Raw genomic sequence first — 25,125 nt, 5'->3', positions numbered from 1 at the left:
GAAAGGTAGCGTCATGAGCTTGTTGCAAGTCAAAGACCTCGTCGTCGAATTCCCCAACCGCCGCGGCACGCTGCGCGCGCTCGACCGCATTTCCTTCGATATCGCGCCCGGCGAAATCCTCGGCGTGGTGGGCGAATCGGGCGCCGGCAAGTCCCTCACGGGCGCGGCCATCATCGGCCTGCTCGAACCGCCGGGCCGCGTGGCCGGCGGCGAGATCCTGCTGGAGGGCCAGCGCATCGACAACCTTGGCTTCGATGCGATGCGGCCCATCCGCGGGCGCAAGATCGGCGCGATCTTCCAGGATCCGCTGACTTCGCTGAACCCGCTCTACACCGTGGGCCGGCAGCTGGTGGAAACCATCCGCGCGCACCTGCCCGTGACCGAGAGCGAAGCGCGCAAGCGGGCCATCGGCCTGCTGCAGGACACCGGCATTCCAGCCGCCGAGCAGCGCATCGACCACTTCCCGCACCAGTTCTCCGGCGGCATGCGGCAGCGCGTGGTGATCGCGCTGGCGCTCGCGGCCGAGCCCAAGCTCATCGTGGCCGACGAGCCGACCACCGCGCTCGACGTGTCGATCCAGGCGCAGATCATCCAGCTGCTCAAGCAGGTCTGCAAGGAACGCGGTGCGGCGGTGATGCTGATCACGCACGACATGGGCGTGATCGCCGAAACCTGCGACCGCGTGGCCGTGATGTATGCCGGCCGCATCGCCGAGATCGGCCCGGTGCACGAAGTGATCCACCAGCCGGCGCACCCCTACACCTCGGGCCTGATGGCCTCGATTCCCGACATGACCTCCGATCGCGAGCGGCTCAACCAGATCGACGGCGCGATGCCGCGGCTCAATGCCATTCCTACGGGCTGTGCCTACAACCCGCGCTGCCCGCGCACCTTCGCGCGCTGCCTCGTCGAGCGGCCCGAGCTCATGCACGCGGGCGCTACGCGTGCTGCCTGCTGGCTGCACGACGCCGCCGATCCGCACGCGGGCCAGGCCGAGATCGCCGCCAAGCACCACGACGCGCTGGCGGCGGGCGAGCGCGCCACGCCGGAAGCGGCCGAGTCCATCGTGGAGGCGACGCGATGAGCACCGTGGCAAGCGAACCGCTCGTCGTCGCCCACGACCTCGCGCGCACCTTCGACGTCTCTCCACCCTGGCTCAACCGCGTGCTCGAACGCAAGCCGCGCGTGCTGCTGCACGCGGTGGACGGCGTGAGCTTTTCCATCGAGCGCGGCAAGACGCTGGCGCTGGTGGGCGAATCGGGCTGCGGCAAGAGCACCGTGGCGCGGCTGCTGGTGGGCCTTTATGCGCCCACGCGCGGCGGCCTGCAGTTCGACGGGCAGGACGCGCACGCCGCCTTCAAGACCCCCGAGGGCCGCAAGCTGCGCCGCCGCATCCAGATGATCTTCCAGGACCCCTACGCGAGCCTCAACCCGCGCTGGATCGTGGAAGACATCATCGGCGAGCCGCTGCGCGAGCACGGCATCATCAGCGACAAGGCCGCGCTGCGCGAGCGCGTGGGCGAACTGCTCAAGTCGGTCGGCCTCTCGCCGCTGGACATGAGCAAGTACCCGCACCAGTTCTCGGGCGGCCAGCGCCAGCGCATCTCCATCGCGCGGGCTCTCGCCACGCAGCCCGAGTTCCTGGTGTGCGACGAGCCCACCTCGGCGCTCGACGTGAGCGTGCAGGCGCAGGTGCTCAACATCATGAAGGACCTGCAGCGCCAGCAGGGCCTGACCTACCTCTTCATCTCGCACAACCTCGCCGTGGTGCGCCACGTGGCCGACCAGGTCGGCGTGATGTACCTGGGCCGGCTGGTCGAGGTGGCCGACAAGCAGAAGCTGTTCGAGGCGCCGCAGCACCCGTATACGCGCATGCTGCTCGACGCCATTCCGCAGATGAAGCACACGGGCCGTTCGCGCACGCCGGTACAGGGCGAGGTGCCGAATCCGCTGAATCCGCCCACGGGCTGCGCCTTTCACCCGCGCTGCCCGCATGCGAATGCGCGCTGCTCTTCCGAGCGGCCGAAGCTGCTGAGCCTCAAGGGCGTGCAGGTGGCCTGCCACGCGGTCGAGGAAGGGCGCATCTAGCGCGCGCTGATCCGTTGCCGATCTCCGGAAAAGTGTGCGTAAAGGCACTGCCTTGCGCCGGCAGCCGTTGCAGAGTTCCGCCATGCCATTGACGACGACTCTCGCAACGACCGAACTGGGCCGCCGCGGCTTCCTGATGGGAACAGCCGTGGGAGCGACCGCGGTGCTCGCTTCGCTGGCCTGCAGCGTGCAGGCCGCCGGTGCAGCCATTCGCCGCATGCCGGTGATCTTCATCGGCCATGGCTCGCCGATGAACGCCATCACCGACAACGCCTTCACGCGCCGGCTGGCGGCATGGGGCAAGGAGCTGCCCCGGCCGTCGGCCATTCTCAGCGTGTCGGCGCACTGGCTGAGCCGGGGCGCCACCGGCGTCGGCGTGCAGGAGCGGCCTAAGACGATCCACGATTTCGGCGGCTTTCCGCAGGCGCTGTTCGACGTCGAATACCCCGCGCCGGGCCACCCGGCGCTGGCCCGTGAGACCGTCGGGGTGGTGAAGCAGTCACCGGTGATCGCCACCGATCAATGGGGCCTCGACCACGGCACATGGACGGTGCTGAAGCACCTCTACCCCAAGGCCGATGTGCCGGTGTTCCAGCTCAGCATCGACTACGACAAGCCGGCCGCCTTCCACTACGCGGTGGGCCGCGATCTGGCCGCGCTGCGCGACAAGGGCGTGCTGGTGATGGGCAGCGGCAACGTGGTGCACAACCTGCGCGCCACCGACCGTGGAACGCCGGACGGCCCGAGCGCCAGCCGGCCGTGGGCGCAGTCCTTCGACGATGCGGTGAAGTCCGCGCTGGCGGGCCGCGACGACCGCGCGCTGGTCGGCTACGAGAAGCTGGAAGGCGCATCGACCGCCGTGGCGACGCCCGATCACTACTTCCCTTTACTCTACGCCCTCGGCGCCGCCGGCAGCAGCGAGCGCGCGAAGACGGTCTACGAGGGATTCCAGTCCGGCACGCTCAGCATGCGCTGCCTGCAGTTCGGCTGAGCGAGCGCGCCGGAGGCGAGAGCGGGCGTTACTGCTCCTCGCCCCAGGAGAACCCGTCGCGCGCGATCATCGCGCTCGATGCGCTCGGGCCCCAGGTGCCGGCCGCATAGGGGCGCGGGCCGCCGTCCGATTCCCAGTTGTCGATCAGCGGCTCGACCCAGCGCCATGCCTCTTCCTGCTCGTCGCTGCGCACGAACAGGTTGAGGCGGCCATCGATCACGTCGAGCAGCAGGCGCTCGTAGGCGCCCACGCGCTCGGAGCCGAAGCGCTTGTCGAAGTCGAGGTCGAGCTGCACCGGTGCCAGTTGCGCGGCCGCGCTCTGGTTGCCGTTGGTGCGCTGGCGGTTGTCCTGGGCCTGCGCGAGCATGTGCAGTTCCAGCCCGTCCTTGGGCTGCAGGTTGATCACCAGCTTGTTGACGTTGCCGGCCGGCGCGCGGTAGATGGCGTGCGGCGTGGGGCGGAAGTTGACCTCGATGCGCGCGTCGCGCGAAGCCAGCCGCTTGCCGGTGCGGATGTAGAAGGGCACGCCGGCCCATCGCCAGTTGGCGATCTCGGCGCGCAGGGCCACGAAGGTCTCGGTGCGGCTGTCGGGGTTCACGCCCGGCTCGTCGCGGTAGCCCGGCACCCGCTCGCCATAGGCCGTGCCGGCCGTGTACTGGCCACGCACCGCATGCAGGCCCAAGCTCTCCGGCGTCCAGGGCTTCAGCGCCCGCAGCACCTTGAGCTTCTCGTCGCGGATGGCGTCGGCGTGCGCGTTGATGGGCGGCTCCATGGCCACGGCGCACAGCAGCTGCAGCGCGTGGTTCTGCACCATGTCGCGCAGCGCGCCGGTCTGGTCGTAGAAGGCGCCGCGCTTTTCCACGCCAAGGTCTTCGGCGATGGTGATCTGGATGTTGGCGATGTGCTCGCGGCGCCAGATGGGTTCGAAGAGCGCATTGCCGAAGCGCATCGCGAACAGGTTCTGCACCGAGGGCTTGCCGAGGTAGTGGTCGATGCGGAAGACCTGCTTCTCCTCGAGCACCTTGCCCACGGCGGAATTGATGGCGCGGTTGGAGGCCAGGTCGTGGCCCAGAGGCTTCTCCAGCACGATGCGGGTGCGGGGGCCGTTGAGCCCGGCGGCCGCGATCTGCTCGACCACCTGGGTGAAGAGCGCGGGCGCCGTGGCCACGTACATCACCACCGTCTTGGCGTCGCGCTGGTTGAGCAGGCCGGCCAGCCGGGCGTAGTCGTCGGGCTTGGAAAGATCCATGCGCAGGTAGTGCAGCATGGAAGCGAACTTCGTGAACTCCTCGGGCGAGGGCCGCTTGGCCCCTTCCACCGCGCTGAAGCGCGACTGGATCAGCTCCCGGTACTGGTCGTCCGACAGGTCGTCCCGCGCCACGCCGACGATGCGGCCGTCGGGCGGCAGGCTGCCGTGCCGGAATGCCTGGAACAACGCGGGCATCAGCTTGCGCCACGCGAGATCGCCAGTACCGCCGAACAGAACGAGATCGAAGCTCATGAGAAAACTTTCCTTCCTTGTCTGAATGCCGAGCCGGGCCGCCTTGGTCGCGGATGCGACATGCCCCAGGCACGATGGTACTTGTACGGATTCGCCGGGCCTGTACTAAAGCTACGCTGCCCGATGGCCGCGAGGCCTTTTTTTATTGCCGCGAGCAGGACAGAGGAAGAGAGACCAGATGAAAAAAAGCAAGATTCTTACCGCAGCAGCGCTGCTGGGCCTGTCGGCCGCGGCCTCGGCCCAGACCGTCAACGTGATCTGCTCGGTGCAGGCCGAATGGTGCAACGTGATCGCCACCGTCTACGCCCGTACCACCGGCGTGCGCATCAACATGGCGCTCAAGGGCTCGGGCGAGGCCCTGGCCCAGCTGATCGCGGAGAAGGACAACCCCAAGACCGACGTCTGGTTCGGCGGCACCGGCGACCCGCACCTGCAGGCGGCCGAGCAGGGACTCACGCTCGAATACAAGTCGCCCACGCTGTCGCAGCTGCATCCGTGGGCACAGCAGCAGGCCAAACAGTCGGGCTACAAGACGGTGGGCATCTACTCGGGCCCGCTGGGCTTCGGCTACAACCCCGAGCTGCTGGCCAAGAAGAAGCTGCCCGTGCCCAAGACCTGGGCCGACCTGCTCAAGCCCGAGTACAAGGGCGACATCCAGGTGGCCAACCCGGCCTCCAGCGGCACGGCCTACACCATGATCGCCACGCTGGTGCAGCTCATGGGCGAGGACAAGGCCTTCGACTACCTCAAGGCGTTGCACAAGAACGTGGGCCAGTACACCCGCTCGGGCACCGGCCCGATCAAGGCGGTGGCGCGCGGCGAGACGGCCGTGTCGATCAGCTTCGTGCACGACGGCCCCGGCGAGAAGATGCAGGGCTTCCCGGTCGAGACCATCACGCCGAGCGACGGCACCGGCGCCGAGATCGGCTCCATGAGCATCGTCAAGGGCGCGCGCAACCTCGACGCCGCCAAGAAGTTCTACGAATGGGCGCTGACGCCCGGGGCGCAGGAGTTGGGCGCCGCCAACAAGCAGTTCCAGCTGCCGAGCAACGTGAACGCCAAGCTCGACCCGCGCATCCCGGACTTCAAGAAGATCAAGTTCATCAACTACGACTACGCCAAGTACGGCGCCAGCGCCGAGCGCCGCCGCCTGATCGCGCGCTGGGAAAAAGACGTCAATTCGCTGCCCCGATAAGTGGAAGCGCGTTCCATCGAAGGCGCGCCGGTCAATCCGGCGTCGCTGGCGGCGGCCCGGCGTTCGCAGCGCTGGATCTGGGCGTGGGTCGCGCTGGGGCTGGCGGCCTACCTGCTGCTGCCCTGGTATGCGATCCAGGACTCGACCTGGTACGAGGCCGTTCCGCAGGTATTCGGTCAGGCCGAAGGCGCCAACGGCCTGATGCAGGCCGCCACGCAGGGCCGCAGCTGGCTCTTCGTGGGGCTTGCCGGGCTGCTGCTTTGCGCGGTGGGGGCATGGCTTCCGCCCGGCAAGGCGCAGGGACGCTGGCTGATGGCCGGCGGCCTGATCGGCGCCCTCGGGCTTGCCGTCACCGGTTTCACCATCGGCGCGCGCGGCTGGAGCGTGGCCGCGCTCAACACGCAGTTCGGCGAGCTGGCCGTCAACCAGTTCGGCATCGGCGCGGGCGGCTTCGTGGCGCTCACGGCGCTGGTGATGCTCGCGGCCTTTGGTGTCGCGCGGCTGGGGCTCTTCAAGGGCGACCTGTTCGTGTCCGCCGCCGTTGTGGGCTGCGGCGTGCTGATGGCGCTGTTCATCGCCTATCCGGTGAGCAAGGCGCTGTCGGGCGCGTTCTTCAATGAAGACGGGCAGTGGTCGATCGCTGCCTTCGTCGCCCGCGTGTTCACCGAGCGCATCTGGGGCCTGGGCTGCCTGAGCGGCGGTGTGCGCTGCGGCGTGGCGTGGAACACGCTGGTGCTGGCGCTGCTCACGGCCGCCGGTACCACCTTCCTGGGCACGCTGATGGCGCTGATGGCCGAGCGCGGCAGCAAGCGCGGGCAGGGCGCGCTGCGGGTGCTGGCGCTGCTGCCGATCATCACGCCGCCCTTCGTGGTGGGGCTGGGGCTGATCCTGCTGTTCGGCCGCGCAGGCATCGTCAACCAGGTGCTGGAGAGCGTCTTCGGCATCGAGCCCACGCGCTGGTTCTACGGCATGCCGGGCGTGCTGGTGGCGCAGCTCTTCGCCTTCACGCCCATCGCCTTCATGATCATGCGCGGCGTGGTGCAGGGCATTGCGCCCAGCCTGGAGGAGGCCGCGCAGATGCTGCGCGCCGACCGCCGCAGGGCCTTCTTCACCATCACGCTGCCGCTGCTGAAGCCCGGGCTGGCCAACGCCTTCCTGGTGGGCTTCATCGAGAGCATCGCCGACTTCGGCAATCCGGTGGTGGTGGGCGGGCAGTTCTCGGTGCTGTCGACCGATATCTTCTTCGCCATCGTCGGCGCGCAGTACGACCAGGGCCGCGCGGCCTCGCTGGCCTGGGTGCTCACGCTCTTCGCGCTCGGCGTGTTCGCGCTGCAGCGCGGCCTGCTCGGCAGGCAGAACTACACGACCGTCAGCGGCAAGGGCGACGCCGGCATCCCGATGGCGCTGCCCGACGGCGTGCGTCGCACCATCTACTGCATCGCCATGCCGTGGATCGCGTTCACCGCCGTGGTCTACCTGTTCGCCTTCGCGGGCGGTTTCGTGCAGACCTGGGGGCGCGACTACAGCTTCACGCTGAACCACTTCAAGAGCGCCTTTGCGCTGGAGTGGGGGCAGTTCGGGCTGGTGTGGGCGGGCACGGCGTGGAACTCGCTGATCACCACGCTCAAGCTCGCGGGCATCTCGGCACCCATCACCGCGGCGCTGGGCCTGCTCATCGCCTGGCTGCTGGCGCGCAACGAGTTCAGGGGGCAGGGCCTCTTCGAGTTCGGCGCGCTGCTGGCCTTCGCCATTCCGGGCACGGTGCTGGGCGTGAGCTACATCCTGGCCTTCAACGTGCCGCCCTTCGAGCTCACGGGCACGGGGCTCATCATCGTGCTGTGCTTCATGTTCCGGAACCTGCCCGTGGGCGTGCGGGCCGGCACGGCTGCCTTCAAGCAGCTAGACCGCTCGCTCGACGAGGCCTCGCTGATGCTGCGCGCGTCGACCTCGCAGACGCTCTTCAAGGTGGTGCTGCCGCTCTTGAAGCCGGCGCTGGTGGCCGCGCTGGTCTACAGCTTCGTGCGCGCCATGACGACGGTGAGCGCGGTGATCTTCCTGGTCACGGCCGAGAACGAGCTCGCCACCACCTACATCATCGGCCGCGTCGGCAATGGCGACTACGGCATCGCGCTGGCTTACTGCACGGTGCTCATGATCCTGATGTCGCTGGCCATCGCGCTGGTGCAGTGGGTGGTGGGGGAGCGCAAGCTGGGGCGGCGAGGGGCTGCGCAACAACAACACCAAGGACATCACAAGATGGAGGGCCTCGCATGAACGGCATCGAATTCCGCAATGTCACCAAGCGCTACGGCGCGGACAAGAACGCACCGCTGGCCGTCAAGGGCATCAGCTTCGAGGTGCCGGTGGGCACGCTCACCACCATCCTCGGCCCTTCGGGCTGCGGCAAGACGACCACGCTGCGGATGATCGCGGGGCTCGAGTCGCCGACCTCAGGCTCGATCTTCATGGGCGGGCGCGACGTCACCACGCTCGGGCCGGCCGAGCGCAACGTGAGCATGATGTTCCAGAGCTATGCGCTGTTTCCGCACATGGACGTGATCGGCAACGTGGCCTACGGCCTGCGCATGAGCGGTGTGAAGAAGGACGAGGCCACCTCGCGGGCGCGCGAGGCGTTGCGCGGCGTGGGCCTGGTCGGCTTCGACGAGCGGCTGCCCAGCGAGCTCTCGGGCGGCCAGCAGCAGCGCGTGGCGCTGGCGCGCGCGCTGGTGCTCGAGCCGGCGGTGCTGCTTTTCGACGAGCCGCTGTCGAACCTCGACGCCCGGCTGCGCCGCGAGATGCGCGAGGAGATCCGCGCGCTGCAGCAGCGCCTTAAGCTCACGGTGGCCTACGTCACGCACGACCAGAGCGAGGCGCTGGCCGTGAGCGACCAGATCATCGTGATGGACCACGGCGTGATCGCCCAGCGCGGCACGCCCGAGCAGTTGTATGGCCGGCCCGAGAGCGAGTTCGTCGCCGGCTTCATGGGCGAGGCGATGGTGTTTCCGGCGGTCGCCGGGGCGGACGGCAGCGTGGCGCTCGGCCCGCTGCGCCTGCAGCCGCGCTACGCGGTCGCGCCTGGCACGGTGAAGGTGGCGGTGCGACCCGAAGCCTGGCAGATCGGGGCTGCCGACGGCCTTCCGGCCACGCTGCGCAAGGCCGCCTACCTCGGCAGCTTCTACGAATACGGCTTCGACACCACCCTGGGGCCGGTCTTCGTGGTGTCGAGCGACCTGTCGAGCCCGCTGGCGGCCGGCGCGCAGACCACCCTGTCCCTGGGAGCCCATGGCGTGAGCGTGGTGCCTGGCGCATGAAACAATGGCGCCATGAACGTGGTTTTCGACTTGGGCGCCGTGCTGTTCGCATGGGAGCCCACACGGCTGGTACAGGCCCATCTCGCCCCGCACGCCCCCACTGAAGCCGCCGCGGCGGCGCTGGGCAGGGCACTTTTCCATCACGACGACTGGACGAGCTTCGACTGCGGCACCCGCACGCTGGCAGATTCCATCGCCCGCATGTCGGCCCGGCTGGCGCTGCCGCCCGAGCCGCTGCAGGCCATGCTCGACGGGCTGGGCGAGCGGCTGGAGCCGATCGGCGTCACGGTCGAGATGCTCGAGCGGCTGATCGAGCACCGCGAGGCCGGCCAGCCGCTGCGGCTGTACTACCTGTCGAACATGCCCGCGCCGTACGCCCGTGCCATCGAGCGGCGGCACGCATTCATGCGCCGCTTCGACGGCGGCGTGTTCTCGGGGGACGTGAAGTTCCTCAAGCCCGAGCGCGAGATCTATGAGGTGCTGGCCATGCGCTATGCGCTCGATCCCGAGCAGACCGTCTTCATCGACGATTCGGCCGCCAACGTGGAAGCGGCGCGCGCCTTCGGCTGGCAGGCCATCCACTGCACCGCGCCGGCCGTGCTGCCGTCGCAGCTGCAGCGCTACCTGCCGGTGAGCACCACCTTGCCGGTGTCGAACCCCAGGCTGCGGGCGTAGTTCAGCTCCGCCTGCAGCACCGCGTCTTCCAGGCGCGGGGCGCGCGACAGCACCCAGAGGTACTCGCGGTCGGGCGTGCCGACCAGCGACACCTGGTAGTCGCGGTCGAGCTTCAGGATCCAGTAGTCGCCCCAGACCATCGGCAGCCAGCCGAGCCACGAGGGCGCGAAGCGCACCTTGAGGCGGCCCGCGCCAGGCTGGCCCGCCACGGGCACCACGCGGGCGGTTCCCACTGCTTCATCGAAATTCCCGTCCTCCCGCACGCAGCGATTGCACACCAGCACGGTGCCGTCGGGCTGCGGCGTGTATTCGGCGGTCACCGGGCCGGCGCATTGCTTCTGGAAGCGGTTCGGCAGCCGGGCCTGCTCGTGCCAGATGCCCGCATAGCGCTCCAGGTCGACCGGTGCCACCACCTGCAGCGGCGCGCGCATCAGCGGCGCACCGTCGGCCGGGCCGGCGGGCCTGCTCAAGCGGGCGCGCGCGGCGCTGCGCGCCGCACCCAGCGTGAACCAGGCGGCCACGCCGCCGACGACGAAGGCCGTGGCCATCGCGCCTATCGCATTGCCGGTGCGGCGGTCGTCGAAAGGCTGGACGGCGGAGGCGCCGGGGCGCGGGCGTTGGGTCATGGAAGCACTCCTGAGGATGAAGACATTCGGCGTATGCCTCAGGCTAGTCAGGGGATGCGGACGCGCCCGTCAGCGACGGACCACAGGCCATGTAGGGCGCGGAGGCGAAGAGGTCCGACAACCCCATCGGCGGCAGGCCGATGGAGCCGCGTGAAAACCCGTGCTACGGTGCGCATGAAAACATCGGTCGACGCGCAACTGCGTGCAGGACTTGTCACAACCCGCACAGGATAATGATTTCATGAACCAACTCGATGCCCTCCGCCAGTGGACCACCGTCGTCGCCGACACCGGTGACTTCAAGCAGCTCAGCGTTTCAAAGCCGCAGGACGCGACCACCAATCCGTCGCTGATCCTCAAGGCCGTGCAGAAGCCCGAATACCGGCCGCTGCTCGACGAGACCGTGAAGAAGCACGCGGGCAAGCCGCTCGACGAGGTCATCGACCGCCTGCTGGTGCGCTTCGGCGGCGAGATCCTCTCCATCATCCCGGGCCGCGTCTCGACCGAAGTCGACGCTCGCCTGTCCTTCGACACGGCCGCGACCATCGCGCGCGGCGAGCGCATCGTGGCGCTCTACAAGGCCGAAGGCATCGACACCGAGAAGCGCCTGCTCATCAAGGTGGCCTCCACCTGGGAAGGTATCGAGGCCGCGCGCGTGCTCGAGCAGAAGGGCATCCGCACCAACCTCACGCTGCTGTTCTCCTTCGCGCAGGCCGTGGCCTGCGGCGCGGCCGGCGTGCAGCTCATCTCGCCCTTCGTGGGCCGCATCTACGACTGGTACAAGAAGTCGGCGGGCGCCGGCTGGGACGAGGCCGCGAGCTCCGGTGCCAACGACCCGGGTGTGAAGTCGGTGCGCCAGATCTATGCGTACTACAAGCAGCACGGCATCAAGACCGAAGTGATGGGCGCGAGCTTCCGCAACGTGGGGCAGATCAAGGCGCTGGCCGGCTGCGACCTGCTGACCATCAGCCCCGAGCTGCTGGCCGAACTCGCCGCCAGCAACGAGCCGCTGGAGCACGCGCTCGACGCCAAGGCCGCAGCCAAGGGCGACACCGCCAAGGTGAGCTACGACGAGGCCGGCTTCCGCTTCGCGCTGAACGAAGACGCCATGGCCACCGAGAAGCTGGCCGAAGGCATCCGCGCCTTCGCGGCCGACGCCGTGAAGCTCGAAAAGCTCATGCTGGAAAGCGGCAAGTAAAGATGGCCATGACCCTTCGCTGCGATCGCGCGCCGGCCTGGGCGCAATTGCAGTCCGCCTTCGAGACCGCGGGCCGCCAGTTCGACGTGCGCCATGCCTTCGTGGACGACGCGGGCCGTTTCGGGCGCTTCAGCCAGGAGGCGCCTTACGTCTTCGCCGACCTGTCGAAGAACCTGATCGACGCGCGCACCGAAGAACTGCTCTTCAAGCTGGCCCGCGAGTGCGGCCTCGAGGCGCACCGCGACGCCATGTTCGCCGGCGAGCACATCAACAACACCGAGGACCGCGCCGTGCTGCACACGCTGCTGCGCGCGCCGGCCGATGCGCCCACGGGCCCGAAGACGGCGAACGAGCTGCGCGAGGTGCACGCCACGCTCGACGCGATGCTGGCCTATGCCGAGAAGGTGCGCGGCGACCACACGATCACCGACGTGGTCAACATCGGCATCGGCGGCTCCGACCTCGGCCCGCAGATGGCGGTACTGGCGCTGGCCGAGTTCGCCGCGCCGGGCAAGCGCTTCCACTTCGTCTCGAACGTCGATGGCCACGAGCTGGCCGGCGTGCTGCAGGGCCTGGCGCCGGAGCACACGCTGTTCCTCATCGCCTCGAAGACCTTCACCACGGCCGAGACGATGACCAACGCGCTCTCGGCCAAGCGTTGGTACGAGCAGTCGGGCGGCACCGACATCGCGGGCCACTTCGCGGCGCTCACCACCAACGTGGAAGCGGCGAAGAAGTTCGGCATCGACACCACCTTCGGCTTCTGGGACTGGGTGGGCGGCCGCTATTCGCTGTGGTCGGCCATCGGCCTGCCGATCGCGCTGGCCATCGGTGCCGAGGGCTTCCGCCGGCTGCTCGCGGGTGCGCATGCGATGGACGAGCACTTTCGCACCGCGCCGCTGGAGCGCAACCTGCCGGTGCGTCTCGGCCTGCTCGACGTCTGGTATCGCAACTTCCACAAGTTCACCAGCCGCAGCATCGCGCCGTACCACAGCGCGCTGAAGCGCGTGCCGGCCTACCTGCAGCAGCTCGAGATGGAAAGCAACGGCAAGCAGGTCGATGCGAGCGGCAAGCCGCTGGCCTTCGGTACCTCGCCGGTGCTGTGGGGCGAGCCCGGCACCAATGGCCAGCACGCCTACTTCCAGATGCTGCACCAGGGCACCGACGTGACCCCGCTCGAGTTCGTGGCGGTGCGCGATGCCTCGCACGATCTCGAAGGCCATCACCCCAAGCTGCTCGCCAATGCGCTCGCGCAGGCGCAGGCGCTGATGGTGGGCAAGCTCGACGAGGGCGGCCACAAGAACTTCCCGGGCAACAGGCCGAGCACCTTCTTCGTGTTCGAGAAGCTCACGCCCGAGGCGTTGGGTGCCTTCCTCGCGATGTACGAGCACCGCGTGTTCACCAGCGGCGCGCTATGGGGCATCAACAGCTTCGACCAGTGGGGCGTGGAGCTCGGCAAGGTGCTCGCCAGGGACATCGAGCCGCGCCTCGCATCGGGCGACATCACGGGGCTCGATGCCTCGACCGCGGGCCTGCTGAAGCGGCTCTCGAGCTGATCCGGAGCGGCCGGAAGGCCGTTTCGGAGCCTTTTGTTTTAAGCCTGGCTATGGCTTACGGCTGTATTTGCTGTTGAAAGACGCGTCGATATGATGGCCCGGGGAAATTTCCCTGGGACCAATCACAAAAGAGGAGTCGATCAATGGATTTTCAAACAGCGGTCAAGACCTGTCTCGGCAAGTACACGGACTTCACGGGGCGCGCATCGCGCTCGGAGTTCTGGTGGTTCGTGCTTGCGCAGCTGGTCGTTCTCATCGTGGCAAGCCTGATCCATCGTTTCCTGTACGGCATCGTGGCCCTGGGCCTGCTGCTGCCAGCGCTGGCCGTTGCGGCGCGCCGCCTGCACGACATCGGCAAGAGCGGCTGGTTCCTGTTGCTGGCCATCATCCCGCTCGTCAACCTCGTGCTGATCTACTTCTACGTGCAGCCGACGCAGCCCGAGTCCAACGCCTACGGCGAGCCGCCGACTGCCTGAGCTTCCAATGAAGGGCCGCGAAAGCGGCCCTTTTTGTTTGGTCAGGCTGCAACCGCTGTCTGCGCGGCCGTGCGCACCGGCGCGCCGCCCGCCATGCGCACGCACAGGTCGAAGGCCTGCTGCAGCCCCTCGATCTGCGCCAGCCCCTTGCCCGCGATGTCGAACGCGCTGCCGCTGGCCGAAGTTGCCACTGGCACCGGCAGGCCGCCGTGCAGCGTCACGCCCTGCTCGAAGCCCATGAGCTTCATCGCGATCTGCCCCTGGTCGTGATACATCGACACCACCGCGTCGACGTCGCCGCGCCGCGCGCCGATGAACACCGTGTCGGGCGAGAACGGGCCACGCGCATCGAAGCCCTCGGCACGCAACTGCTCGATGGCGGGCGCGATGATCTCGATTTCCTCCATGCCGATGGAGCCGCCGTCGCCCGCGTGCGGATTGAGCCCCGTCACCGCGATGCGCGGACGCGCCACGCCCGCGCGGCGCAGCGCCGACGCGATGATCTTCACCGCGTCGCTCACGCCCTGCACCGTGATGTGGCTTGCCACGTCCTTCAGTGGAATGTGCGATGTCACGCGCGAGGTCCACAGCGAGCCGGTGAGGTTGAACTCGCAGACGAAGCCCGTCACCGCGAAGCGCTCCTGCATGTAGCGCAGCTCGTCCTCGTGCACCAGTCCGCCCAGGCGCAGCGAATGCTTGTTGAGCGGCGCGAACAGAATGCCTTCGGCCTGCCCTTGCAGCACCGCCAGCGTGGCCAGCTCCAGCGCCTCGAACGAGGCACGACCCGACTGCTCGTTCGATTCGCCCGGCACGGGCTCCCGTCCCGCCATCCAGTCGCATGCGAGCAGGGTGGGGCGGCCGTCCTCGAAGTGCAGCGCGTCGAGGCTGTCGATGCGCAGCGGATCGAGCTTCGTGCCCGCCGCGCGTTCGCCGGCCGCCAGCACGATCGGATCGGCGATCAGCAGCACGCGCGCGGCGTCGAGGTTGCGCTGGCGCGCCAGCAGCTTCACGGCCATCTCGGGGCCGACGCCGCTCGGATCGCCGAGCAGCACGGCGATGCGGGGCTTGGCGGAGGTCACGCTCTGGGTCTTGGAGGAAGGGGTGGACATGGTGTCGGTCGGATGCGGTTGAGAGAAAGAGAAAGAAGGTCCGGCCGTCTCATTCGGCCTTGATGTTGGCGTCGCGCACGAGCTGGCCGTAGTGGTCGAACTCTTGCTTGTTCATCGCCGCGAAGGGCTCGCCGGTCAGCCCGCCGGGCTCTCCGCCCAGCGCCTTGATGCGTGTCTGCACGTCGGCCAGCTTCAGCGTGCGCGAGAGCTCGGCGCTCAGCCGCTCGACCGCGGGGCGCGGCGTGCCGGCCGTGACGTAGAGGCCGTACCAGGTCGACACGTCGGCGCCCTTGATGCCCTGCTCGGCGAGCGTCGGCACGTCGGGCAGCTCGGGCGAGCGCTGCGGTGCGCTCACCGCCAGCGCGCGGAACTTGCCCGCCTTGATCTGGCCCATGGCCGAGGAGGTGCTGTCGAACATCATGTCGACCTCGCCCGCGATGATGTCGACGTGCGCCTGCGAGCTGCCCTTGTACGGCACGTGGATCGACTTCATGCCCGTGGCCAGGTTGAAGGCCTCGCCGCCCACGTGCTGCGTGCTGCCGATGCCGGAAGAGGCGTACTTGAAGCTGCCCGGCTTCGCGGCCATGGCCGCCACCAGTTCCTTCACCGACCTGTAGGGCGAGCTGGCCGACACCACCAGCACGTTGGGCATCACGGCCACCAGGCCCACGGGCTGCAGGTCCTTCAGCGGGTCGTACTTGAGCTTGAGGATGTGCGGCGCCACCGCCTGCGCGGTGTTGGTGGCCAGCAGCAGCGTGGCGCCGTCGGCCGGCGCGCGGGCCGTGAGTTCGCCCGCGATGGTGTTGGAGGCGCCGGGCCTGTTCTCGACCACCACGGGCTGCTTGAGCGAAGGCGAGAACTTGTCGGCCAGCACGCGCGCCAGGATGTCGGTACCGCCGCCGGGCGAGGCGCCGACCATGATGCGCATCGGCTTGTCGGGGTAGGTCTGCGCCGGTTGTTGTTGCTGCTGCGCTCCGGCTGTCGCCATGGCGAGCAGCGCGGCCATTGCCAGCGTTGCCAGCCCGGCCGCGCGGGCGGGAAAGGAAGGCTTCATCGGGTTGTCTCCTGCTTGTAGTGGCTCCAGCGTACGGAGCTTCGCCCGCGCGATCCAATCGAAAAAGCCCGAAGCTCCATATACTTTTGGCTATGACTTCAGGGCTGACCGATGCTTCGCTGATGCTCCATGTGCGGCCGCGCCAGCTGCTCCTGCTGGCCCGGCTCGACACCCATCGCCACCTGGGCCGGGCGGCCGAGGCCATGAACATCAGCCAGCCCGCCGCCACCAAGCTGCTGCAGCAGCTGGAGGACTCACTGGCCGAGAAGCTCTTCGAGCGATCGGCGCGCGGCATGGAGCCCACGCCCTACGGAGAGATCCTGATCCGCTATGCCCGCCGCGTACTCAGCGACTTCGGCACCGCCCGCGAGGAGATGCAGGCCCTGCGCTCGGGCCTCAGTGGCGCGCTGCGCGTGGGCAGCGTGCCCGGCGCGGTCTCGGGGCTGCTGGCGCCGGCGCTGGTGGAGTACCACCGCCGCCACCCGCAGGTGGCCGTGTCGGTGGTGGTCGAGACCAGCGACGTGATCCAGGCGCAGCTGGAGCAGGGCGACGTCGACTTCGTGCTGGGCCGCCTCACCGACGGCCACGACGAGGCGAAGTACGCGAGCGTGCCGCTGCTGGGCGAGCTGCAGGTGGTGGTGGTGCGCGCCGCCCATCCGGTGTTCGAGCGCGCCACCGTCACGCTGGCCGACATGGCGGGCTGGTCGTGGGTGCTGCAGCCGCCGGGCTCGCCGCAGCGCGGGCGCTTCGAGGCGGCGATGCGCGAAGCGGGCATCAAGGCGCGGCTCGACATCATCGAAACGGCATCGCCCATCGCCATCACCGCCTTGCTCGAGAGCTCCGACATGGCGGCCGTGATGCCCGCCTCGCAGGCCGACCACTACGCCCGCCTGGGCGTGCTGCGCGCCGTGCCGATCGAGCTGCCGGTGCGCGTGCCGCCGATCTGCCTCATCACCCGCACCGACCGGGCGCTGTCGCCCGCGGCCGCGCAGCTGCGGCGCCAGCTGCTGGGCGGCGCCTGAAGCCTTTGGGATGCAGTTTTCCATGCTGTATTGCGTTAACTAGGGAATTCACTAGCCAACTGGTGCATGAAAGTACTGGTGATGGCTGTGGCAGTACCAAAACCGCAGGCGCGCTTCTCCAGAATTCGCGGCACGGCGACCCGACAGAACTGGGCGTCGCTCACCTCTAGGAGACAAACATGAAGCGTTTTCTGAAAGCGGGCCTCGTCCTCGCACTCATCGGTACGGGCGTCGTGTCGCAGGCCGCCACCGAACTCGTGATCGCGACCGTGAACAACGGCCACATGATCGAGATGCAGAAGCTCACCCCCTTCTTCGAGAAGGCGAACCCCGACATCAAGCTCAAGTGGGTGACGCTGGAAGAGGGCACGCTGCGCCAGCGCGTGACCACCGACATCGCCACCAAGGGCGGCCAGTTCGACGTGATGACCATCGGCCTGTACGAAACCCCGATCTGGTCGAAGAAAGGCTGGCTCAAGCCCATCGCCACCGACGCCGCCTACGACGTCGACGACCTGTTGCCCGCCATCCGCGACGGCCTGTCGAACGAAGGCAAGCTCTACGCCGCGCCCTTCTACGGCGAGAGCTCCATGCTCATGTACCGCAAGGACCTGGCCGACAAGGTGGGCGTGAAGTTCCCCGACCAGCCCACCTGGGCACAGGTGAAGGAGTTCGCCGACAAGGCCAACGACCCGAAGGCCGGCGTGTACGGCATGTGCCTGCGCGGCAAGCCGGGCTGGGGCGACAACATGGCCTTCCTGACCACGCTGGTCAACACCAACGGCGGCCAGTGGTTCGACATGCAGTGGAAGCCGCAGATCGACACCAAGGCCTGGAAGGACGCGATCGGCTTCTACGTCGACCTGATGAAGAAGGACGGCCCTCCGGGCGCATCGGCCAACAGCTTCAACGAGAACCTCGCGCTCTTCAATGAAGGCAAGTGCGCAGCCTGGGTGGACGCGACCATCGCGGCCTCGTTCATCAGCGATCCGAAGCAGTCGAAGGTGGCCGACAAGGTGGCCTTCGCGCAGGCCCCCACCGCCGCCACGCCGAAGGGCGCCAACTGGCTGTGGTCGTGGAACCTGGCCATTCCGGCCAGCTCGACCAAGGACGAGGCTGCGCAGAAGTTCATCAAGTGGGCGACCTCCAAGGACTACATCGCCCTGGTGGCCAAGGAAACCGGCTGGGCCTCGGTGCCGACCGGCACGCGCAAGTCGACCTACGCGAACCCCGAGTTCCAGAAGGTCGCCAAGTTCGCGGCGGCCGAGAAGAAGGCCATCGACAGCGCGAACCTCACCGACAGCACGCTGCCCAAGTCGCCGTACGTCGGCGTGCAGTACGCGGCCATTCCCGAGTTCCAGGCCATCGGCGTGGCGGTGGGCCAGCAGATGAGCGCGGCGCTGTCGGGCAAGGTCACGGTCGACCAGGCGCTGAAGACTTCGCAGACCGCTGCAGAGCGCGAGATGAAGAAGGCCGGGTACTACAAGTAAGCGCCCAGGCCGCGCGCAACTTCGTGCTGCGCGCCAGCCCCCTCGCAGGGGGCACTGCCAGCGGACCGGCAAAGCCGGATCCGCGGCAGTCCTGACCTAATGCCCAGGGACCCAGAACATGAAAAGACTCCTGCCCCGCGCCCTCATGGCGCCCGCCGTGCTCACGCTCTTCGCCTGGATGATCGTGCCGCTGGCGATGACGTTGTACTTCTCGTTCGTGAACTACAACCTCATGCAGCCTGGCGAGCGCACCTTCGCGGGCATCGAGAACTTTCACTACTTCATCACCGACCCCGACTTCTGGCCGGCCACGTGGAACACGCTGCTGCTGATCGGCAGCGTGATCGTCATTACGGTGGTGTTCGGCGTGCTGCTCGCGCTGCTGGTGAACGAGCCCTTCCCGGGGCGCGGCATCGTGCGGGTGCTGCTGATCTCGCCCTTCTTCGTCATGCCCGCGGTCAACGCGCTGCTGTGGAAGCACATGATGATGAACCCCATCTACGGCGTGCTGGCCGACGTGTGGCGCGCCTTCGGGGCCCAGCCGGTCGACTGGCTCACCGACGTGCCGCTGCTGTCCGTGATCATCATGGTGGCCTGGCAGTGGCTGCCTTTTGCCTGCCTGATCTTCATCACCTCGCTGCAGTCGCTCGACCGCGAGCAGATGGAAGCCGCCCGCATGGACGGCGCGAGCTCGTTCCAGCGCTTCTTCTATCTCACCGTGCCGCACCTCGCCCGCCCCATGGCGGTGGTGATCATGATCGAGATGATCTTTCTGCTCAGCGTGTTCGCGGAGATCGCCATCACCACCAACGGTGGCCCGGGCAACGAGAGCACCAACATGACCTACATGATCTTCAAGCAGTCGCTCATGAACTTCGACGTGGGCGTGGCTTCGGCGGGTGCGCTGTTCGCGGTGGTGCTGGCCAACATCGTGGCCGTGTTCCTCATCCGAATCATCGGCAAGAACCTGGACTGAGGAGCCGCACGCCATGCAACAGACACAAGCTCCCAGCAACTTCCTGCCGCAACTGCTGCGCACCGTCGGCGCGTGGGCCGTCGCGCTGCTGCTGTTCTTTCCGCTCGGCTGGCTGTTCCTCACGGCCTTCAAGACGGAGCTGCAGGCCATCCACGTGCCGCCGCTCTTCATCTTCGAGCCCACGCTCGACAACTTCGGCGAAGTGCAGCGCCGCAGCGACTACCTGCTGTACGCGCGCAACTCGCTCATCACCAGCCTGGGCTCGACCATCCTCGGCCTGCTGATCGCGGCGCCCGCCGCGTACTCGATGGCCTTCTTCCGCACGAAGAAGACGCGCGACATCCTGATGTGGATGCTCTCCACCAAGATGATGCCGGCCGTGGGCGCGCTGGTGCCGATCTACGTGATCGCGCAGACCGCGGGCATGCTGGACTCGCTCACCGCGCTGACCATCGTGTTCACGCTGTCGAACCTGCCGATCATGGTGTGGATGCTCTACAGCGCCTACAAGGACATTCCGCCCGAGATCCTGGAAGCCGCGCGCATGGACGGCGCCAACCTCTGGACCGAGTTCCGCCACGTCGTGATGCCGCTGTCGGTGGGCGGTCTCGCATCCACCGGCCTGCTGTGCCTGGTGCTGAGCTGGAACGAGGCCTTCTGGGCGCTGAACCTCACCTCCGCCAAGGCCGGCACGCTGGCCACGCTCATCGCTTCGTACTCCAGCCCCGAGGGCCTGTTCTGGGCCAAGCTGTCCGCGGCTTCGCTGATGGCCATTGCGCCCATCGTCGTGTTCGGCTGGTTCAGCCAGAAGCAGCTCGTCCAAGGCCTCACCTTCGGCGCCGTCAAGTAAAGAAAGGGAGACATCTCATGGCCTACCTCGAACTCAAGAACATCAAGAAGAGCTTTGGTGAAGTCAACATCATCAAGGGCGTCGACCTGCAGATCCAGAAGGGCGAGTTCATCGTCTTCGTCGGGCCTTCGGGCTGCGGCAAGTCGACGCTGCTGCGGCTGATTGCGGGGCTGGAGCCGATCACCAGTGGCAACCTGCTGCTCGACGGAAAGGACATCACCTGGGCGCCCTCGGGCAAGCGCGATCTTGCGATGGTGTTCCAGAGCTATGCGCTCTATCCGCACATGAGCGTGTACGACAACATGTCCTTCGCGCTCAAGCTCGCGGGCGTGTCGAAGAGCGAGATCAAGACCAAGGTCGAGTACGCGGCCAAGACGCTCAACCTCACGCAGTACCTCGATCGCACACCCAAGGACCTGTCGGGTGGCCAGCGCCAGCGCGTGGCCATCGGCCGTGCCATCGTGCGGGCTCCGAAGGTGTTCCTGTTCGACGAGCCTTTGTCTAACCTCGACGCCGCGCTGCGCGGCAACACGCGGGTCGAAATCCACAAGCTGCACCGCGCGCTCGGCGCGACCACCATCTACGTGACGCACGACCAGGTCGAGGCCATGACACTGGCCGACCGCGTGGTGGTGCTGAAAGACGGGCTGATCGAACAGGTCGGCACGCCGCTGGAGCTGTACGACCGCCCGGCCAACCAGTTCGTCGCGCAGTTCATCGGCATGCCGTCGATGAACATGGTGGCGGCGAATGCCATTCCTTCTTTCTCCGCAGCCACCGGTGGCCGGCTGCCGTCTGACGGCTTCCTGGGCGTGCGCCCCGAGGGCCTGCGCGTGCATCCGAAGCAGGGCGCGCCGGTGTCCGACGTGCTCGGCCGCGTGGAGCTGATCGAGGCGCTGGGCGCGGACACGCTCATCCACGTCGAAGTGGCCGGCGTGCCGCTGATCGCGCGGCAGAACGACCGCACGCCGCTGCAGGCCGGCGACGACGTGGCGGTGGAGCTCGATCCGTCGGTGCTGCATCTCTTCAATCGCGAGGGCCGGTCGGTCGCCGCGTGAACTTCATCCACCTACCGTTTTTTCAACAGACATCCCCGTGACCATCGCGCAAACTCCACCGGCTCTCACCGAGTTCACGGTGCTCCATCTCGGCCTGGGCTCGTTCCATCGCGCCCACCAGGCCGTGTACCTGCAGCGGCTGATCGACGCGGGCGACACCCGCTGGTCGCTGTCGGGCGCCAACATCCGGCCGGACATGGCCGACGTCGTCGCCGCGCTGCAGGCGCAGGGCGGTCGCTACACGCTCGAGACCGTCTCGCCCGCGGGCGAGTACCGCTACGAGGAGATCGGCGCGATCCGCGAGGTGCTGCCCTGGGAGCGCTCGCTCGCCAACGTGATCGCGCGCGGCGCCGCGCCGTCGACGCGCATCGTCTCGTTCACCGTGACCGAGGCGGGCTACTACCTCGACGACAAGGGCCGGCTCGACCTGTCCTTCACCGACCTGGCCGCCGACGTGGAACGCGCTCGGCGCGGCGAGACCGGCGGCGACGGCGTGACCATCTACGGCGCCGTCTGCGCCATCCTGCGCGCGCGCAAGGCCGCGAACGCCGGCCCGGTCACGCTGCTGAACTGCGACAACCTGCGCCACAACGGCGACCGTTTCCGCGCCGGGCTGCTGGAGTTCATCGAGCTCGCGGGCGATGCGGATCTGCTCGCGTGGGTGAACGCGAACACGCGCTGCCCGAACGCCATGGTCGACCGCATCACGCCGCGCCCGCCGCCCGAGCTGCGCGCGCGCGTGAAGGCCGCCACGGGGCGCGACGACGCGGCCGCCATCACCGGCGAGAGCTTCATCCAGTGGGTGATCGAGGACAACTTCATCGCCGGCCGGCCCGACTGGGGCCGCGTGGGCGTGGAGCTGGTCGAATCGGTGCAGCCTTACGAAGAGGCCAAGATCCGCATCCTCAACGCCACGCACAGCTGCATTGCCTGGGCGGGCACGCTGGTGGGGCTCGGCTTTATCCACGAAGGCACCCATGACGCGGCCATCCGCAAGATGGCCTTCGACTACGTCACCGACGATGTCATTCCCTGCCTGAGCCCCAGCCCCATCGACCTGGCGGCGTATCGCGACGTGGTGCTCGACCGCTTCGGCAACCCCGCGATCCGCGACACCAATCAGCGTGTGGCGGCAGACGGCTTCTCGAAGATCCCCGGCTTCATCGCGCCGACGGTGCGCGAGCGTCTCGCGGCCGGCCAGCCCATCGACAGCGTGGCGATGCTGCCCGCGTTGTTCCTCGCCTTCCTGCAGCGCTGGCACAAGGGCGTGCTGCCCTACGCCTACCAGGACCAGGGCATGGACGAGGCGGTGGCGCATGCCATCTGCGACGCAGCCGACCCGGTCGTCGCGCTGTGCTCGGACGTGGGGCTGTGGGGCAATCTTGCGGGCGATGCGCGCCTGATCGATGCCGTGCGTCGGGGCAGCGGGCGCGTCGCGCGCTTCGTGCAGAAAGCTTCGGAGCGCAAGCCATGAGTGCCCGCCTGCAGGACCGGCATGTGCTGCTGACCGGCGCGGGCGGCGGCATCGGCCTGGCCGTGGCGGCGGCCTGCATCGCCGAGGGCGCGCGCTGCACGGTGATCGACCGCGCGGCGGCCGCGCCCGAAGCCGTGCGCACGCTGCAGCAGCAACACCCCGACAGGCTGGCCTACATCGCGGCCGACGTGACCGACACCAAGGCCATCGCCCACATGCTGGCCGAGGCGCAGGTCGCCTTCGGGCCGATCCACACGCTGTTCAACAACGCGGCGGTGTTCGACCTCGCGCCGCTGCTCGACAGCGACGAGGCTTCGTTCGATCGTCTTTTCGCCGTCAACGTGAAGGGCATGTTCTTCGTGATGCAGGCCGTGCTGCGCCACATGGTCGAAGCCGGCACGCAGGGCGCGTCGGTCATCAACATGGCCTCGCAGGCGGGGCGCCGGGGCGAGGCGCTGGTGTCGCACTACTGCGCGACCAAGGCGGCCGTCATCAGCTACACGCAAAGCGCGGCGCTGGCCATGGCGCCGCATGGCATCCGCGTCAACGGCATCGCACCCGGTGTGGTCGACACGCCGATGTGGGACCATGTCGACAGCCTGTTCGCCAGGGCCGAGGGGCTGCCGCCTGGAGAGAAGAAGCGGCAGGTCGGCCTGGCGGTGCCGCTCGGACGCATGGGCGTGCCGGACGACATCGCGGGGGCGGCGGTGTTTCTCGCCAGCGACGAGGCGCGCTACATCACGGCGCAGACCCTCAATGTCGATGGCGGCAATGTCATGAGCTGAAGATTCCTTTCCTGCGTGCGATGAACGAAGACTTCCACCTGTACCTCGACAGCGCGGACCTGTCGGAGCTGAAGACCTGCCTGCCGCATCCGGTGGTGCATGGTGTGACGACCAACCCCACGCTGCTCAAGCGCGCCGGCATCGGCCGGGGCGATGTGCCCCGCCTGCTGAAGCGCTGCATCGAGCTGGGTGCGCGGCAGGTGCAGGCGCAGGTGTATTCGGAGGATGCGGACGGCATGCTCGAGGACGCGCGGACGCTGCTGTCGCACTTCGAGACCGGACAACTGGTCGTGAAGATTCCCGCCACGCGCCAGGGGCTGGCGGCTGGCGCGCAACTCATTGAGCAGGGCGTGCCCGTCACCTGGACGGCGGTGTACGCGCCCGAGCAGGCGCACTTCGCGGCACAACTGGGCGCGGCCTATGCGGCACCGTACCTCGGCCGGCTGGATGACTCCGGCGTCGACGGCCTTGCGCTGATCGCACAGATGCAGGCGCTGGTCGCGCAGCGGCCTTCTTCCGGCACGCGGCTGCTGGTGGCCAGCATCCGTTCGCGCGAGGCGTATCTTTCGCTGCTGAGGCTGGGCGTGGGCGCCATCACCATCCCGCCGCGCCTGTTTTCCGAACTGCTCGACCATCCGGCCACGCTGGCCGCCGAACGCGGCTTCCTGGCCGACGCGCGCGACCTGCCCTGATCCAGCCAGAATCCAGACACCATGCGCATAGCACTCACGGGCGAAGCCCTCATCGATTTCACCGCCAGCGAGGCCGGCAACCTCGCATTCCTCGGGCACGAGGGCGGCTCGCCGCTCAACACCGCAGTGGCCTGTTCGCGGCTCGGGCAGCCCACCGGTTTTCTCACCCAGCTTTCGACCGACCTGTTCGGCGAGCGGCTGATGGGCTTCCTGCAGCGCAACGGCGTGGACACCAGCTTCATCCTGCGCAGCAACGCGCCTTCGACGCTGGCCTTCGTCGAGCGCACGCCGCAGACCAACCGCTACGCCTTCTACACGAGCGGCAGCGCCGATGCCACCTGGGCGCCGGAGCCGCTGCCGCAACTGCCGGCAGAGTGCCGCTTCCTGCACTTCGGCTCGATCTCGCTGCTGCAGGACCCGGCCGCCACGCGCATCACCGACCTGGTCGCGGCGAACCGGGGGCAGCGCGTGATCGTGTTCGACCCCAACGTGCGGCCCAGCCTGATTTCGGACATGGCGGCCTACCGCAAGCGCGTGACGGGCTGGTTCGGCATGGCCGACCTGGTCAAGCTCAGCGACGAGGATGCGGCACTGCTCGCGCCCGGCCAGCCGGTCGATGCGCTGGCTGCAGAGTGCCTGAAGGCCGGTGCGCGAGCCGTGATCGTCACGCGCGGCGGCGACGGCGCGACGCTCTGGCGCGCGGGCCATGCGTCGCTGAGCGTGGCCGCGCCGCGCGTCACCGTGGTGGACACCATCGGCGCGGGCGACACCTTCACGGCAGGGCTGTCGGTGTCGCTGCTCGCGCACGGCGTCGAGCGGCCGGAGCAGCTCGACGGACTGGGCGACGAAGACTGGAAGGCTGTGATGGGCTTCGCGGCCACCGCCGCTGCCCTCAATTGCACCCGAGAGGGTGCCGATCCACCGACGCTGGAGGCGGTTCACGCCGCACTGGCGAAGGCACAGAATACGGCTGTTGCTGCTGCTTCCCGGCCCTGAGC

General features: G+C 68.1%; 23 protein-coding genes. 19 read left to right on the top strand and 4 right to left on the bottom strand.

Annotated elements, in window-relative coordinates:
• Window positions 1–13 precede the first annotated feature (13 nt).
• The 3 genes from EJO71_RS07670 to ygiD all read left to right on the top strand — a co-directional run bounded on the left by EJO71_RS07670 (window position 14) and on the right by ygiD (window position 3,079).
• A complete protein-coding gene (locus EJO71_RS07670; RefSeq protein ID WP_125948562.1) occupies window positions 14–1,084 on the top strand; it encodes an ABC transporter ATP-binding protein in 1,071 nt (356 codons plus the stop codon).
• Window positions 1,081–2,088 carry a dipeptide ABC transporter ATP-binding protein gene (locus EJO71_RS07665; RefSeq protein ID WP_125948563.1) on the top strand — a complete coding sequence of 336 codons (1,008 nt, stop codon included), beginning with the start codon at window positions 1,081–1,083 and terminating at the stop codon, window positions 2,086–2,088. Before EJO71_RS07670 ends, EJO71_RS07665 begins: the two co-directional genes overlap by 4 nt.
• 82 nt (window positions 2,089–2,170) lie before the next feature.
• Window positions 2,171–3,079: a 4,5-DOPA dioxygenase extradiol gene (ygiD, locus tag EJO71_RS07660; protein WP_125948564.1), complete on the top strand. Its 909-nt coding sequence runs from the start codon at window positions 2,171–2,173 to the stop codon at window positions 3,077–3,079.
• 28 nt (window positions 3,080–3,107) lie between these two features.
• Here the strand turns inward: ygiD and zwf are convergent, their stop codons facing one another.
• Complete coding sequence (gene zwf, locus EJO71_RS07655; protein WP_125948565.1) at window positions 3,108–4,580, bottom strand: glucose-6-phosphate dehydrogenase; 1,473 nt, start codon at window positions 4,578–4,580, stop codon at window positions 3,108–3,110.
• Window positions 4,581–4,758: 178 nt separating this feature from the next.
• On the opposite strand from zwf, the gene EJO71_RS07650 reads away from it, so the two are divergent.
• The 4 genes from EJO71_RS07650 to EJO71_RS07635 are packed head-to-tail and all read left to right on the top strand — an operon-like array spanning window position 4,759 to window position 9,761.
• The gene (locus tag EJO71_RS07650) at window positions 4,759–5,775 is read left to right on the top strand and encodes an ABC transporter substrate-binding protein (RefSeq protein ID WP_125948566.1); all 1,017 of its coding nucleotides are present in this window, start codon (window positions 4,759–4,761) and stop codon (window positions 5,773–5,775) included.
• Window positions 5,776–8,049: an iron ABC transporter permease gene (locus EJO71_RS07645; RefSeq protein WP_125948567.1), complete on the top strand. Its 2,274-nt coding sequence runs from the start codon at window positions 5,776–5,778 to the stop codon at window positions 8,047–8,049.
• Window positions 8,046–9,086: an ABC transporter ATP-binding protein gene (locus EJO71_RS07640; protein WP_125948568.1), complete on the top strand. Its 1,041-nt coding sequence runs from the start codon at window positions 8,046–8,048 to the stop codon at window positions 9,084–9,086. The genes EJO71_RS07645 and EJO71_RS07640 overlap by 4 nt, the downstream gene beginning before the upstream one ends.
• Window positions 9,087–9,098: 12 nt before the next feature.
• Complete coding sequence (locus EJO71_RS07635) at window positions 9,099–9,761, top strand: HAD family phosphatase (RefSeq protein WP_125948569.1); 663 nt, start codon at window positions 9,099–9,101, stop codon at window positions 9,759–9,761.
• Here the strand turns inward: EJO71_RS07635 and EJO71_RS07630 are convergent.
• Window positions 9,707–10,387, bottom strand: a complete 681-nt coding sequence (locus EJO71_RS07630; RefSeq protein WP_125948570.1) for a lipocalin family protein — start codon at window positions 10,385–10,387, stop codon at window positions 9,707–9,709. The genes EJO71_RS07635 and EJO71_RS07630 overlap by 55 nt on opposite strands.
• A 241-nt stretch (window positions 10,388–10,628) precedes the next feature.
• On the opposite strand from EJO71_RS07630, the gene tal reads away from it, so the two are divergent.
• From tal to EJO71_RS07615, 3 genes are all read left to right on the top strand, one after another.
• A complete protein-coding gene (gene tal, locus EJO71_RS07625) occupies window positions 10,629–11,585 on the top strand; it encodes a transaldolase (protein WP_125948571.1) in 957 nt (318 codons plus the stop codon).
• Between the two features lie 2 nt (window positions 11,586–11,587).
• On the top strand, window positions 11,588–13,141 hold the full coding sequence (gene pgi, locus EJO71_RS07620) for a glucose-6-phosphate isomerase (RefSeq protein ID WP_125948572.1): 1,554 nt from the start codon (window positions 11,588–11,590) through the stop codon (window positions 13,139–13,141).
• Between the two features lie 143 nt (window positions 13,142–13,284).
• Window positions 13,285–13,617, top strand: a complete 333-nt coding sequence (locus EJO71_RS07615) for a DUF805 domain-containing protein (protein WP_125948573.1) — start codon at window positions 13,285–13,287, stop codon at window positions 13,615–13,617.
• Between the two features lie 41 nt (window positions 13,618–13,658).
• On the opposite strand, the gene EJO71_RS07610 is transcribed toward EJO71_RS07615, so the two are convergent.
• Both EJO71_RS07610 and EJO71_RS07605 read right to left on the bottom strand, forming a co-directional pair.
• The gene (locus EJO71_RS07610) at window positions 13,659–14,726 is read right to left on the bottom strand and encodes a 4-hydroxythreonine-4-phosphate dehydrogenase PdxA (RefSeq protein ID WP_125948574.1); all 1,068 of its coding nucleotides are present in this window, start codon (window positions 14,724–14,726) and stop codon (window positions 13,659–13,661) included.
• A gap of 49 nt (window positions 14,727–14,775) precedes the next feature.
• A complete protein-coding gene (locus EJO71_RS07605; protein ID WP_125948575.1) occupies window positions 14,776–15,780 on the bottom strand; it encodes a tripartite tricarboxylate transporter substrate binding protein in 1,005 nt (334 codons plus the stop codon).
• Between the two features lie 92 nt (window positions 15,781–15,872).
• Between EJO71_RS07605 and EJO71_RS07600 the strand changes: the two genes are divergently transcribed.
• From EJO71_RS07600 to EJO71_RS07560, 9 genes are all read left to right on the top strand, one after another.
• Window positions 15,873–16,802, top strand: coding sequence for a LysR family transcriptional regulator (locus tag EJO71_RS07600; protein WP_171022563.1), 930 nt, complete (start codon window positions 15,873–15,875; stop codon window positions 16,800–16,802).
• A gap of 179 nt (window positions 16,803–16,981) precedes the next feature.
• Window positions 16,982–18,292 carry a sugar ABC transporter substrate-binding protein gene (locus EJO71_RS07595; protein ID WP_125948576.1) on the top strand — a complete coding sequence of 437 codons (1,311 nt, stop codon included), beginning with the start codon at window positions 16,982–16,984 and terminating at the stop codon, window positions 18,290–18,292.
• Window positions 18,293–18,410: 118 nt separating this feature from the next.
• Entirely contained in the window at window positions 18,411–19,268 is an 858-nt protein-coding gene (locus EJO71_RS07590; RefSeq protein ID WP_125948577.1) for a sugar ABC transporter permease, read from the top strand.
• 13 nt (window positions 19,269–19,281) lie between these two features.
• Window positions 19,282–20,118, top strand: a complete 837-nt coding sequence (locus EJO71_RS07585) for a carbohydrate ABC transporter permease (protein ID WP_125948578.1) — start codon at window positions 19,282–19,284, stop codon at window positions 20,116–20,118.
• A 17-nt stretch (window positions 20,119–20,135) separates the two neighbouring features.
• The gene (gene ugpC / locus EJO71_RS07580; RefSeq protein WP_125948579.1) at window positions 20,136–21,176 is read left to right on the top strand and encodes a sn-glycerol-3-phosphate ABC transporter ATP-binding protein UgpC; all 1,041 of its coding nucleotides are present in this window, start codon (window positions 20,136–20,138) and stop codon (window positions 21,174–21,176) included.
• Between the two features lie 79 nt (window positions 21,177–21,255).
• The gene (gene dalD / locus EJO71_RS07575) at window positions 21,256–22,650 is read left to right on the top strand and encodes a D-arabinitol 4-dehydrogenase (protein ID WP_125948663.1); all 1,395 of its coding nucleotides are present in this window, start codon (window positions 21,256–21,258) and stop codon (window positions 22,648–22,650) included.
• Window positions 22,647–23,435, top strand: coding sequence for an L-iditol 2-dehydrogenase (locus EJO71_RS07570; RefSeq protein WP_125948580.1), 789 nt, complete (start codon window positions 22,647–22,649; stop codon window positions 23,433–23,435). The genes dalD and EJO71_RS07570 overlap by 4 nt, the downstream gene beginning before the upstream one ends.
• A 20-nt stretch (window positions 23,436–23,455) precedes the next feature.
• Window positions 23,456–24,127 (top strand): transaldolase family protein, encoded by a 672-nt coding sequence (locus EJO71_RS07565; protein WP_125948581.1) that lies wholly within the window; start codon window positions 23,456–23,458, stop codon window positions 24,125–24,127.
• 21 nt (window positions 24,128–24,148) lie between these two features.
• On the top strand, window positions 24,149–25,123 hold the full coding sequence (locus EJO71_RS07560) for a carbohydrate kinase (protein ID WP_125948582.1): 975 nt from the start codon (window positions 24,149–24,151) through the stop codon (window positions 25,121–25,123).
• The last annotated feature ends 2 nt before the right edge of the window (window positions 25,124–25,125 follow it).

This window comes from Variovorax sp. 679, from assembly GCF_003952185.1.
Taxonomy (GTDB): domain Bacteria; phylum Pseudomonadota; class Gammaproteobacteria; order Burkholderiales; family Burkholderiaceae_C; genus Variovorax.
Note: the sequence above shows the minus strand (reverse complement) of the source record. Positions and strands in the feature narration are given on the sequence as shown.